Source organism: Bradyrhizobium sp. CCBAU 11361, from assembly GCF_028128935.1.
In the GTDB taxonomy this organism is placed as follows: domain Bacteria; phylum Pseudomonadota; class Alphaproteobacteria; order Rhizobiales; family Xanthobacteraceae; genus Bradyrhizobium; species Bradyrhizobium niftali.
Map to the genome: position 1 here is coordinate 37,512 of NZ_LBJZ01000191.1, position 12,666 is coordinate 50,177.

Annotated in this window: 11 protein-coding genes and 1 pseudogene; 4 read left to right on the forward strand and 8 right to left on the reverse strand. The window is 64.8% G+C overall.

The window, feature by feature from the left end:
* Positions 1 to 86: 86 nt before the first annotated feature.
* A complete protein-coding gene (locus XI08_RS31060) occupies positions 87 to 1,781 on the reverse strand; it encodes a methyl-accepting chemotaxis protein (protein ID WP_271577304.1) in 1,695 nt (564 codons plus the stop codon).
* Positions 1,782 to 1,918: 137 nt separating this feature from the next.
* Here XI08_RS31060 and XI08_RS31065 point away from each other — a divergent pair, with 137 nt between their 5' ends.
* Positions 1,919 to 2,086, forward strand: a complete 168-nt coding sequence (locus tag XI08_RS31065) for a hypothetical protein (RefSeq protein ID WP_271577305.1) — start codon at positions 1,919 to 1,921, stop codon at positions 2,084 to 2,086.
* A gap of 57 nt (positions 2,087 to 2,143) precedes the next feature.
* On the opposite strand, the gene XI08_RS31070 is transcribed toward XI08_RS31065, so the two are convergent.
* The 3 genes from XI08_RS31070 to tyrS all read right to left on the reverse strand — a co-directional run bounded on the left by XI08_RS31070 (position 2,144) and on the right by tyrS (position 5,377).
* On the reverse strand, positions 2,144 to 2,581 hold the full coding sequence (locus XI08_RS31070) for a DoxX family protein (protein ID WP_271577306.1): 438 nt from the start codon (positions 2,579 to 2,581) through the stop codon (positions 2,144 to 2,146).
* A gap of 213 nt (positions 2,582 to 2,794) precedes the next feature.
* Positions 2,795 to 4,066: an MFS transporter gene (locus XI08_RS31075; RefSeq protein ID WP_271577307.1), complete on the reverse strand. Its 1,272-nt coding sequence runs from the start codon at positions 4,064 to 4,066 to the stop codon at positions 2,795 to 2,797.
* A 57-nt stretch (positions 4,067 to 4,123) separates the two neighbouring features.
* Positions 4,124 to 5,377, reverse strand: a complete 1,254-nt coding sequence (gene tyrS, locus XI08_RS31080; RefSeq protein WP_271577308.1) for a tyrosine--tRNA ligase — start codon at positions 5,375 to 5,377, stop codon at positions 4,124 to 4,126.
* A 164-nt stretch (positions 5,378 to 5,541) separates the two neighbouring features.
* Between tyrS and XI08_RS31085 the strand changes: the two genes are divergently transcribed.
* Positions 5,542 to 6,645: an anhydro-N-acetylmuramic acid kinase gene (locus XI08_RS31085; protein WP_271577309.1), complete on the forward strand. Its 1,104-nt coding sequence runs from the start codon at positions 5,542 to 5,544 to the stop codon at positions 6,643 to 6,645.
* A gap of 111 nt (positions 6,646 to 6,756) precedes the next feature.
* Entirely contained in the window at positions 6,757 to 7,434 is a 678-nt protein-coding gene (locus XI08_RS31090; protein WP_271577310.1) for a glutathione S-transferase family protein, read from the forward strand.
* Positions 7,435 to 7,574: 140 nt separating this feature from the next.
* On the opposite strand, the gene XI08_RS31095 is transcribed toward XI08_RS31090, so the two are convergent.
* The 4 genes and pseudogenes from XI08_RS31095 to XI08_RS31110 form a co-directional block, all read right to left on the reverse strand.
* Complete coding sequence (locus XI08_RS31095) at positions 7,575 to 8,834, reverse strand: glycosyltransferase (protein WP_271577311.1); 1,260 nt, start codon at positions 8,832 to 8,834, stop codon at positions 7,575 to 7,577.
* 69 nt (positions 8,835 to 8,903) lie between these two features.
* Positions 8,904 to 9,414: pseudogene (locus XI08_RS31100) on the reverse strand (DUF1697 domain-containing protein).
* A gap of 7 nt (positions 9,415 to 9,421) precedes the next feature.
* The gene (locus XI08_RS31105) at positions 9,422 to 10,069 is read right to left on the reverse strand and encodes an alpha/beta hydrolase (RefSeq protein WP_008143006.1); all 648 of its coding nucleotides are present in this window, start codon (positions 10,067 to 10,069) and stop codon (positions 9,422 to 9,424) included.
* Positions 10,070 to 10,432: 363 nt separating this feature from the next.
* Positions 10,433 to 11,251: a LytTR family DNA-binding domain-containing protein gene (locus XI08_RS31110; protein ID WP_271577312.1), complete on the reverse strand. Its 819-nt coding sequence runs from the start codon at positions 11,249 to 11,251 to the stop codon at positions 10,433 to 10,435.
* A 179-nt stretch (positions 11,252 to 11,430) separates the two neighbouring features.
* On the opposite strand from XI08_RS31110, the gene XI08_RS31115 reads away from it, so the two are divergent.
* The gene (locus XI08_RS31115; protein ID WP_271577313.1) at positions 11,431 to 12,624 is read left to right on the forward strand and encodes an acyltransferase family protein; all 1,194 of its coding nucleotides are present in this window, start codon (positions 11,431 to 11,433) and stop codon (positions 12,622 to 12,624) included.
* The last annotated feature ends 42 nt before the right edge of the window (positions 12,625 to 12,666 follow it).

Here is a 12,666-nt window from a genome sequence, read left to right on the forward strand (position 1 = left end):
CATCCACGTTCCTTGTGCGGGGCTAAACGTGGATGGCCGGGACAAGCCCGGCCATGACGAGTGCGGAGGTTTGGGCGTCCGGAAACTTACGCCGCGCGGACGCCGGCGAGGAACGTGCCGACTTCGCCGGAGAGCTGCTCGGCCTGCTTGGAGAGGCTGCTGGCTGCCGCGAGCACCATGCCGGCGGCGTTGCCGGTCTCGTTGGCTGCGGTGCTGACGCCGCCGATATTGGTGGTGACCTCCCTGGTCGCCTCTGCGGTCTGCGAGACGCTGCGCGCGATCTCGGCGGTGGCGGCACCTTGCTCCTCGATGGCCGCGCCGATCGAGGTGGCGATGCGGCTGACCTCCTCGATGGTGGCGGTGATGCCGCCGATGGCGTCCACGGCCTCCTTGGTCGCGCCCTGGATCTGGGCAATCTTGTCGCCGATCTCGCGGGTGGCCTCCGCGGTCTGGCTGGCGAGTGACTTCACCTCGGATGCAACGACCGCAAAGCCGCGTCCGGCTTCACCGGCACGCGCGGCCTCGATGGTGGCGTTGAGGGCAAGCAGATTGGTCTGCGCCGCGATGCTGGAGATCAGCTCGGCAACGTGCTCGATCTGCTGGGCGCCATCAGAGAGTGCGCGCACGATGGTGTCGGTGCGGCGGGCGCTGTCAACGGCGCGCCCCGTCACCTCGGCGGATTGCGCCACCTGGCGGCTGATCTCGGTGATCGAGGAGGAGAGCTCCTCGGCCGCCGCCGCGACGGTCTGGACGCGCTGGCTGGCTTCAGTGGCGGCCGAGCCGACCAATGCGGCGCGGCGGTTGGTGCCTTCCGCGGTGGACGACATCGACTTGGCGGTGGTCTCGAGCTCGCCGGAGCCCGAGGCCATCAGGCCGACGAGCTGGCCGACGGATGCATCGAAGCGGTTGGCGAGCGCGATCAGGGCATCGCGCTTCTCCTGCTCGCTGCGGGTCTTGGCGGCGACCTGCTCGGCCTCGAGCGTGCGCGCCGTGAGCGCCGTCTGCCTGAACACTTCCAGCGTCTCGGCCATGCGGCCGATCTCGTCGCCGCGGTCGGTCTCCTCGACCGGCTTGTCGATGGCGCCTTCGGAAATCTGCTGCATGCGGTTCTTCTGGCGGTCGAGCGCGCCGAGCACGTCGCGGGCGATCAGCCAGGACAGCGTCGCCATCAGCAGCATCAGGCCGGCGCCGATGACGGCCAGCTCCAGCGTCAGTGCGCGCACGTCGGCGTCGATGTCGTCGATATACAGCCCGTAGCTGATGGTCACGTTCCAGGGCGCGAATTTGCGCGCGAACACAGTCTTGCGGACCGGGTCGGTCTGTCCGGGGCGCGGATAGAGATAAGAGGTCACGCCGCCCGGCGCAGCCTGATCGGCGGCCTTGAGAATGGCGTCGGCGATCAGCACGCCATTGGAATCCTTGGCGCCCGTGATCTTGCCTTCGAGCTGCTGATTGGCGCCGTTCACCACCAGGGACGTGTCCTGATTGTAGACCACCGGATAGCCCTGGCCGCCATTGAAGCTCATGCGACGACCGCGCTGGTGGAACAGGGACTTGGCCTCGGCTTGCGTCAGCTTGCCGGCGGTCACCTCGTCCTGAAGCGATTGCGCGTAGTTGTAGAGCAGCTCCACCGCGGTCCGCATCTGCTGGACGCGGTCTTCCATCATGCGGCTCTTGCTGAGGACGGTCGATACCCCGATGATGGCCGTGACCGTGAGCGCCGCGAGGCAGACCATGCTGGCCAGCTTGGTGCGGATCTTCAGATGACTCAGCAGCCTCATCGCAGCCTCTACGGAATGGTCATGATTGCTCGCATCGGTAGCAGGAAGTTCTTACCAATCATGAATGGAGGCATGCGGCGGCCTGCCGCGCGGAACGGCGTTCGCAGGCTTATGCGCAACCGTGCAGGCACATCGCCATGCGCCGGGAGGCGCCGGTTCATGTGCCGGAGAAAATCGATCTTGGACTTTGGTGGCTACAGAGCCTGGCTGGACCTGCAATGAATCGATTCGTTCATCGCATCATCATGTCCGTGCTGCTCGTCGCGGCCCTCGTTCTCATCTGGAACGTGCTGGGGGCGCGCTAGGACGGCACCGGCAGATCTGCGGGTGCCGTCCTGCTTGCGGGTCGATCCGCGGGCGCGTCAGCGCCGGGCGTAAGCGCCATCCGATGCGTCGCTCTCCTTGCCCATGACGGCATCGACGCTGATCGAGCCGCCGCCGGCTGCCGAGAGATAGAGGCAGGCGAAGCAGAACAGGATCGCGGCGGTACCGCCATTGAGCAGCGGCAGGAACACCGGCGAGCCGGTCTTGAGCATGTGGCCCATGAAGTAGGCGAAGGCCATTTCGCCCGACAGGACGAACGCCGTGAGCCGCGTGAACAGGCCGAGCATCAGGGCCGCGCCGAGCACCAGCTCAAGCGTGCCGGCCGCGTAGATCAGCGGCGGAATGTCGGCGAAGTAGGGAAGCGCCGGAAACTTGAAAAGTTTTGCGACGCCATACTGGAACAACAGCAGTCCGGTGACGAAACGAAACAGGCTGAGCAGAGCCGGTTGATAGCGAGAGAGATAGTTGAAGTTCATGATTTGCGCCCTTCCATCCACAATTCCCAAGCGACTTGAATCGCATTCGGTTCCACCCTGCAAGCCGTAGGCGCGTAATCCGCGCTGACTTTTTCGTCATGTCGGACAAAACGCCGCAGAACCCGGCGAGTTCGGATTATTCGCGAGTGGCCATGTCGCACGCGCCCGTAATTTCCCGGTGGCGCGGAGGGGTGCAGGTTACCTCGGGCACACCTACCGCCGCAAGGCGGGGACAACCAGGAATGGAATCATCCCGAGCACCACACTCGCAAGTGCGAAGGCGAGCAACGCGTTGTAGCCGTGGGTCGCGTCGTGGATCAGGCCGCCGCTCCAGGAGCCGAACGCCGAGCCAAGGCCACTGCCGATCGAGATGGTGCCGTAGATGGTGCCGATCCGCTTGCCCTGAAAGATCCGCATCGCGGTCGCGCTGATCAGCGGGCCGCGCGAGCCCATCATGCTGCCGAAGCAGACGACGAAGCCGGAGAGCACCAGGGTGTTGGGGAAGTATTGCAGCAGCCAGAGCAGCGCGATGCCGAGAATCGAGATCGCGTAGCTCAACAGCACTGACGGCCGGCGCCCGATCAGGCCGTCGAGCGCGGAGACGCCCAACATGCCGAACACCAGCACGACGCCGGAGAAGCCCCAGGCCGTCGCGGCCTGGAGCGGTGGAAAGCCGGCGTCGATCAGATAGGCCACGATCTGCGCGGCGATCGCATACATGCCGACGGCGGTGAAGAAGAAGGTCGAGAACAGGGCCCAGAAGGCGTGATGGCGCATCGCGCCGAGAAGCGTCCAGCCGTTGTCGACGAAATCAGGATCGGTCTTCTTCACCACATGCGGCGAGCCCGAGGCGAACAGCCGCCACGGCAACAGCAGCAGCGGCACCAGCAGCCCCAATGCTGCAAAGCCGAACAGCTGATAGGTGCCGCGCCAGCCGAGATGGTCGATCAGGAGCTGCGAGGCCGGCAGCAGCGCCAGCACGCCGCCGCCCATCGCCGAATACACCACCGACATCGCGGTCGGCAGGCGCGGCCCGAACCAGCGACCGAGCAGGATCGAGTTCGGCACGATGCCGATGAAGGCGACGCCGATGCCGACGCATAGGCCGATCGAGAGCTGGAACTGCCACAGATGCTGTGCGTGCGCCGCAATCAGGAACGCCGCGCCGAGCAGCGATAGCCCGAGCGCATAGACGATGCGCGGTCCGGAATGATCGAACAGCCGTCCGACGAAGGGGGCGGTGAGACCGCTCGCGAGCCAGGTGAGCGAATAGACCGAGACGATCTGTGCGCGGTCCCAGCCAAAACTTTCGGAGATCGGCTTCAGGAAAACCGTAAAACTGTCGCCGAGCCCACGGCCCAGCACGGCCAGCGTGAAGCACAGAGCGAGCACGGTGAGGGCGATGCGCACGGCGCCTTCCGGCGTCGCCGCGATATCCTTCTTGGACGTTTCCGCAGTCGTTTTCTTGGGCGTATTCTGGTCCATTGCCGGTCAGGGAGCGCGCTTCGGCACGCCCTGACAAGCAGCGAAAAGCTCATACGCCTATGCAGGCTTGAGGAGGATGTGCTTCTTCTTGCCGAACGACAGCTTGATCACGCCCTCCGGCGTCAGATGGGCTGGTGAGAGCACCATCTTCTCGTCGGTGACGGGCTCGTCGTTGACGCGCAGACCGCCGCCCTTGATCTGGCGCCGCGCCTCACCGTTGGAGGTGACAAGGCCCGCCTTGACGAAGGCGTTGAGCACGCCGAGGCCGGCGTCGAGTTCGCCGCGCGGAATTTCCACCGTCGGCAGGCTTTCGGCGAGCGCGCCTTCCTCGAAGGTGCGGCGCGCGGTTTCAGCCGCCTCATTCGCTGCGTCGCGGCCGTGCAAGAGCGCGGTCGCCTCAGTCGCAAGCACCTTCTTGGCTTCGTTGATCTCCGAGCCTCCGAGCGCCTCGAGCTTCTTGATCTCGCTCATCGGCAGCGTCGTGAACAGCTTGAGGAATTTGCCGACGTCGGCATCCTCGGTGTTGCGCCAGTACTGCCAGAAGTCGTACGGCGAGAACTGGTCGGCGTTGAGCCAGACCGCGCCTTGCGCGGTCTTGCCCATCTTGGCGCCGGAGGCCGTGGTCAACAGCGGCGTCGTCAGTGCAAACAGCTGGTGCGTGCCCATGCGGCGGCCGAGATCGACGCCCATGATGATGTTGCCCCACTGGTCCGAGCCGCCCATCTGCAATTTGCAGCCGGTGCGCTTGGCGAGTTCGACGAAGTCGTAGGCCTGGCAGACCATGTAGTTGAACTCGATGAAGCTCATCTCCTGCTCGCGCTCGAGGCGCAGCCGTACGGAGTCCATAGTCAGCATGCGGTTGACCGAAAAGTGCCGGCCGACGTCGCGCAGCATCTCGATCCAGTTCAGCTTGGTCAGCCACTCCGCATTGTCGAGCATGACGGCGTCGCTCTTGCCGTCGCCGTAACGCAGCACCTTTGCGAACACGCCGCGGATCGATTCCTTGTTGGCCTCGATCTCGGCGACGGTGCGCATCGCGCGGGTCTCGTCCTTGCCGGAGGGATCGCCGACCATGGTGGTGCCGCCGCCCATCAGCGTGATCGGCTTGTTGCCGGACTGCTGGAGCCAGTGCAGCATCATCATGGTCAGGTAGTTGCCGATATGCAGCGAGCGGGCGGTACAATCGTAACCGACATAGGTGGTCGCCTCGCCCTTGGCGGCGAGCGCGTCCAGCCCCTCGAAATCGGAGCACTGGTGGATAAATCCACGTTCCTGCAGGGTGTGGAGGAAATCCGATTTGAATGCAGTCATTTGTCGGCGTGCCTGACAATTCTTGGTTTACTGTTTTGGGGGCAATTTAAGGATCTACCGTGGGAACTCGATTGCCGCCCGCCACTTGGCGCTGAGGCATTATAAGATGTGTCCCTCTGGCACAAGATCGGCATGCCAGAGGGGGGTATTGAGGACGCTGATCCATGATGTTGACGGCACTCGGTTTGATGAGCGGCACCTCGCTGGACGGGGTCGATGTCGCGCTGATCGAAACCGACGGAAAGCTGGTGAAGGGGTTCGGACCGTCCGGCTACCGGCCTTACAGCCCGGCGGAGCGCAACCTGCTGCGTCAGGCGCTGAGCGAAGCCGTACACCTGCCGCAGCGCGATGCCCGGCCCGGGATTTTGGCCGCGGCCGAGCGCGCGGTGACGCTGGCGCACGCCGAGGCGGTGGCCGCCTTCATCGCCCAGAACCGGATGAAGGCGGAGGATATCGACATCGTCGGCTTCCACGGCCAAACCGTGCTGCATCGGCCCGAGAAGCGGCTGACGGTGCAGATCGGCGATGCGCCGGCGCTGGCGAAGGCGATCCATATCCCCGTGATGTACGACTTCCGCGCCGCCGACGTCGCGGCCGGGGGGCAGGGCGCACCTTTCGTGCCGGTCTATCACCGCGCGCTGGCCCATTCGCTGGCGCGTGAAGGGCCGATCGTCGTGGTCAATATCGGCGGCGTCTCCAACATCACCTATATCGACGGCAACGACACGCTGATCGCCTGCGACACCGGGCCCGGCAATGCGCTGCTCGACGATTTCATGTACCGCACCATGAACCAGGCGTTCGATGCGGAGGGCAAGTTTGCCGCGCTCGGAACCGCCGACCAGGCCTGGATCGCGCGGGCACTGGAGCTGCCGTTCTTCGCGGCGCCGCCGCCGAAATCGCTCGACCGCAACGACTTTGCCGCGTTGAAGCTCGGCGATGTCTCGCCGGCCGACGGCGCCGCGACGCTCACCGCCTTCACCGCGGCGGCGATCGCCCGCATCATCCCGCTGCTGCCGCGGCGGCCGCGCAGCTGGATTGTCTGCGGCGGCGGCGCCCGCAACCTCACCATGCTGCGGATGCTACGGGAGCGGGTGGGCTCGGCCACCGTCGAGCCCGCCGAGGCGCTTGGCTGGGCCTCCGACGCCATCGAGGCGCAAGCCTTCGGCTTCCTCGCTGCGCGTGGCCTGAAGGGCCTGCCGCTGTCCTATCCGGCGACCACAGGCGTGCCGATGCCGATGACGGGCGGGGTGATCGCGCGGCCCTGAGGTCCAGGCCTTACGATCACGGGCGGTTGATGCAGATGCATTGATCTTGACGAGTACATGCAGTTGCATCTATGTTTGATGCAGTTGCATCCAACCACCGGGATCATTGCCATGACCGCTTCACTGAAACTCATCAGCCACAAGCTTTGCCCCTATGTGCAGCGCGCCGTGATCGCGCTCAACGAGAAGGGCGTGCCGTTCGAGCGGATCGACATCGATCTCGCCAACAAGCCCGACTGGTTTCTGAAACTCTCGCCGCTCGGCAAGGTGCCGGTCTTGGTGGTGACGACGGAGAAGGGCGAGGTCGCGCTGTTCGAGAGCAACGTGATCTGCGAGTACATCGAGGAGACGCAAGCAGGCCTCAAGCTGCATCCGGCGGATGCGTTGAAGCGCGCCGAGCATCGCGCCTGGATGGAGTTCGGCTCGGCGATCCTTGGCGATCTCTGGGGCCTGGAGACGACGACGGATCCGGCGACATTCGAGAGCAAGCGTCAGGCGCTCGTCGCAAAGTTCGCGCGGGTCGAGGCTGCGCTCGGCGCAGGCCCATTCTTCGCTGGCGAGGCGTTCAGCCTGGTCGATGCCGTGTTTGCCCCGATCTTCCGTTATTTCGACCTGTTCGACGAACTGACCGAGCACGGTATCTTCCGCGATGTGCCGAAGGTCCGCGCATGGCGCGCGGCGCTTGCGAAACGTCCGAGCGTGCGTACCGCAGTCGGTGCGGACTATCCGCAATTGCTGCGCGCTTTCCTGGTGCGCCACGACGCCCACCTGCTCAAGCTTGCCGCCTAGGGACTATGCCGATGTCGCCATCCGGCATTGGTGCGGCCGGCGCTTTTCTTATCGGCATCGTCTGGCGTCACTTATGCTCTTGAGCGCCGGCAAGGCGCAGGCACCGTCGCCGAGACCCGCTGTGAGGGGCACAACCCATCTCAGACATTGTCATGAGATACGCCACCTGATGCAAGCGCCGATTTCGTCAACGCCTCAATGGCCGCGACGGCCGCCGTCAATCCGTCCTCTTTGGCAACTGATGCGCCGAGTACGGCCGCATTGTCGCGCATGGCGCTCTTACCCGCTTCGGAGATGGCGAGGGACAGCCGGTCAGCGCTCAGTCCCTTGGCGGGAACTGGCGCTGGTGCGGCGCCCACCCGCAGCAATCGATTAGCCCAAAAGAATTGGTCGCCAGCGAACGGAACGACGACGGAGGGAACGCCGGCGCGGGCGGCGGCATGTGCTGTGCCTGCGCCACCGTGATGGATGATCAGGCTTGTCTTGGGAAACAGCCAGCCATGTGGCGCTTCTGCCAATAGATGGACATTCGTAGGCAAATCAGCCGCGTCTACATTGCCCCAACCAGGATACAGCAACGCGCGACGCCCCCGAAGCGCCTCCAGCACTTGTGTCATCAGGCTCGGCCCGCCCAGGGCCGCCATGCTTCCAAAGCCAAGATAGATCGGCGGTTCGCCGGCAGCTAAGAATTCAGACAAGTCCTTCGGCGGGATCCACTCGGCGACGGGCGCAAGCCATTGACCGCAGACCGTTGCGTTTGGGGGCCAGTCGGCGGGCGGCCGCACGAGACTGGGGGAGATTCCGTAGAGCATCGGATGCTCGTTCCACAGACGTCGGCGAGCAGGCAAACCACACGCCGCGGCGCGGGCCGCGTTGATGGATGGTTTGAAGGCGCGCCAGATCAACGCATTGATTAGCTTGTGGCTCGCTCTGTTCAAGAAACGAGGCACGGCGCCCGGGTGCAGGAAGGGAGAAGCGAATGCGCTGGTCGGCGTGATTGGGATGAGGCCGGTGCCGATTGCGGGCACCCGTAACGCCTCCGCGGCGGAAAGTCCGATAAACGCTGCGAGCCCGCCAAGAACAATGACGTCACACCCTTGCGCAACTGCGGTTGTCGTGCGGAGCCAAGCTTCGGAATTTGTGGCGGCGAGACGCGCAAAAGCTCTCGCGGTCTCGGTGAAACCACCGCGCCGTGCTTCGCGCCGCGCGTCTTGGAGCAATATGGCGCGTATGTCGCCGGCGAGCGCTGTGGTGGTGATATTCAAGTCAGCAGCGTAGCCCAACGTAGCGGCGTCAGCGAGCAGATGGGCTTCGTGGCCGGCATCCACCAGGGCCCTACACAGCAAGGCCATAGGGCGCGTATCGCCCTCGGTGCCATATGTGACGACGGCAAATTTCATCTTGCGCTACCCCGGGACAGAAGTTCTCCAGAAAACAGGCGTGAATTGATCTCCGGCGCGCCAGACGCGTTAGAGCTCCGCGGCCATCTTCGCCAGCGTCGCGATCGTGTTCATGTTGCGCGGTGCCGGTTTTCGCGGCGGGGATGACGAGCTTCGATGTCCCCATGCCCTCGCCATAGTGGACGTAGATCTCGCGGCGGCCGAGGCGCAGCTCCTCGTTCTTCTGGCCGCGAATCCCGGACAGCGTATCCGCGGGCGGGGCCTTGTCGAGGAAGATCGCAACCGTGCGGTTGGGCGCGGCTTTCGGAAAGGGATTGTCGGCCGCGACTTGCGCCATTGCGGCGGCGCTGCGCACGAGCACGCCAACCGGCGCACCGGCGTAGGCGTGGAGGCGCTGTTCGAGTGCGCTCTTGATCGCGGCTTCTGATTTGCGGCTGGTGAAGACGACGTTGCCGCTCGCAATATAGGTGCGCACGGCGGCGAAGCCGAGCTCTTCGCACATCGCCTTGAGCTCGGTCATCGGCAGCTTGCCGGTGCCTCCGACATTGACCGCGCGCAGCAGGGCTACGAACGCGGCCATGTCGATCTCAGCGCACGTTGGCGAGACGCATGTCGAGATACGCCGTGATGGTTTCCATCAGCGGCTCGAGCTTGGCGTCGAAGAAGTGGTTGGCGCCGGGGATGACCTGCTGGTCGATCACGATGCCCTTCTGCGTCTTCAGCTTCTCGACCAGCGTGTTGACGTCCTTGGGCGGCACCACCGCGTCCTTCTCGCCATGCACGATCAGGCCCGACGACGGGCAGGGCGCGAGGAACGAGAAGTCGTAGAGGTTGGCCGGCGGCGCGATCGAGATGAAGCCTTCGACCTCGGGACGGCGCATCAGAAGCTGCATGCCGATCCAGGCGCCGAAGGAGAAGCCGGCGACCCAGCAGGCACGCGCTTCGGGGTTGATGGTCTGCGCCCAGTCGAGCGCGGCCGCCGCATCCGACAATTCGCCGGTGCCGTGGTCGAACGAGCCCTGGCTGCGGCCGACGCCGCGGAAATTGAAGCGCAGCACGGAGAAGCCGCGATGCGCGAAGGCGTAGTAGCACTGGTACACGATCTGATGGTTCATCGTGCCGTGAAACTGCGGATGCGGATGCAGGATCATCGCGATCGGCGCGTTCTTCTGCTTGGCCGGGTGATAGCGGCCCTCGAGGCGGCCAGCGGGGCCGGCGAAAATGACTTCAGGCATGACGGTCTCTGATTGAGTCCCTTAGAGGTGATCCCTGCACAATCAACCGATTGTGGCTCCATCAGCCGTTTTCGCCGACGAAAGCACGAATGATGGGTGAAGAGGCGCCCTCGGATGATGCGCGAGTGCGCTGAACTGACGCGCGCCTTCTAACACGAGGCAAGGGTCAAAAAGCAAGCTTCTTCGACATCTCCCAATGCACTCAAGAGCTTAGCCGGTCATCGCCGCGCCATCTGAAGCGTGCCGCAGGTGGCAGGCCGCAACCAGCCTCCAGCGAAGCGCCGACAAGCGCCGCCTGGCGTGCCGCTCAACCGATTGGAATCATGATTATTTATGGATCGAGCGCCAATCCCCGGCGACGATTTACGCCGGCGCAATGCGGCCTCCGAGCGAAGCCACAGCCGGGCGATAGCGCCGGCTGCCTCCGAGCGTCTGCCCGGTGTCGAAGGTGAGCTCGAAATCCCCCGAAGCCTTGAGGTCCACGCCGGTCACCCGTTCGAGATTGGCAAGCTTGGTCCGATGCACGCGAACGATGGCGAAGCGCGCCAGCTCGCCTTCCGCCCCCGCGAGCGTGCCCCGGATCAGGTGGTGGGTGCCGTCGGCGAGGCTGTATTCGATGTAGTTGCCGGCAGAGGCGACCCAGAGAATGTCGCGCGGAGCAACGCGGATGCGGCTGGTGCCGTCCCGCAGCCAGATCAGATCGGAGGACAGAGGCTGTTGCGAGGCGGTCGGCCGGGACAGAGCGGCGAATGCGGCATTCTTGAGCTCACGCCGGCTTTCGAACAGCCAGAGCGTACCGCCGATCAGGGCAACGGCGACGGCGTCCTTGCGGAATTCGTACAGGACCGTCGCAAGCGAGAAGTGGAAGTCGTAGGTGCTCCCGGCGAGCCAGAGCGCGAACTTCCGGACCGAGACCATGCCGGTGATGTGGAGGGTGGAGAAGCCGAGCAGGGCGATCGCTCCGATTCCGACCTGCGCGGAAAGGCCCGGTGTCCGGCGCATGCGGCGGACCGCCAGTACCAGTATCGGCAGCAGCAACAGGATGACGGCGACGCTCGACATCTCCCAGAACAGCCGTCGGCCGACGTCATAGCCATCGCCGCGCCACGCGGCGTCCTGCGCCCCTGAGAGCGCGTTGACGATTCCGATCGCGAGAGCGACGGCGGCAATCGCGACGAACATGGTCCAGTCGCCGCCGCTGATCCCGAAAGGCCTGCCGCTCGTCCCAGCCGGCGGCGTCTCATCCCCTCGCGTCCGATCCTGATCCCGAACCGGTTCGACGCGCTCCGTTTGTCGGGCATTTTCGGTGTCAGCCATGGCCCCAAAACCGCGTTTGTCGTCCCGTCAAGGAGCAGAAAACCATGTCAACACCGCAGCAACTCTCGCCCCCGGAACGACGCGTCGATCTGGACTGGGTGCGGATCTTAGCCTTCGGGCTTCTGATCTTCTACCACGTCGGCATGCTCTACGTGTCCTGGGGGTTTCACATCAAGAGCGTGCACCGGCTGACCTGGCTCGAGCCGGTGATGCTGGTGCTCAATCCGTGGCGGCTGTCGCTGCTGTTCCTTGTCTCCGGGGTCGCCAGCCGCTTCATGCTGGGAAAGTACGGGCTCGCCGGCTTCGCCCGCGCGCGGTCGGCGCGGCTCTTGATCCCGCTGATCTTCGGCATGCTCGTAATCGTGCCGCCGCAATCCTACCTCCAGATCGTCGAGAGCCTCGGCTATCCCCAAGGCTTCGTCGATTTCTACATCCACCACTACCTGGCGTTCGGCTCGCAATTCTGTCCGAACCCCTGCATCGTGCTGCCGACCTGGAACCATCTCTGGTTCGTGGTCTATCTCTGGGTCTACACCATAGCCCTGGTCGGCGTGCTGTCCCTGTGGCCGGCGGGCGCGGATTGGATCGGCGAGAGGGTGGCGGCAGCGCTCGCCGGGCCATGGCTGCTGGTGCTGCCGTGCCTGCTGTTTGCAGCCTGGCGGCTGTTTCTGTCGCCGGTCTTCCCGTCGACGCATGCGCTGTTTGGCGACTGGTACAACCACGCGGACCATGCGACCGCGTTCCTGATCGGCTTCCTGCTCGCACGCCAGGACAGCGTCTGGCGCGACATCGAGCGGCATCGGTGGGCGGCGCTGGCGCTTGCAGCCGCCTGCTTCGCCGCCTTCGTCCTCGTTTATGCCGGCTTGTTCCCGCGGTCGTCGATGCTGAGATGGTTCGCCGGCTCGGTCTATGGCTGTTACCAATGGCTGGCGATGGCGGCGGTGCTCGGCTTTGCGCGACGCCATTTGACGGCCGACAGCCCCGTGCGCCGCTATCTGACCGATGCGATCTTTCCCTATTACATCGTGCATCAGACCGCGATCATCGTGATCGCGCACGCGCTGCGGGACAGTGGGCTGTCAGCCGGAAGCGAAGCCGCAATCGTAATTGCCGGCACCGCGCTCACTTGTTTCGCCAGCTACGAGATTGCGCGCCGGATCGCCTGGCTGCGTCCGCTGTTCGGATTACGGATGGAGACCCGGTCCTCGGCCGGGATCGCGCGAGAGCAGCCGGCCTGATCTGCGCCGGGTTCCGATTGGCGCGATGGCAAAAGGTGCTAA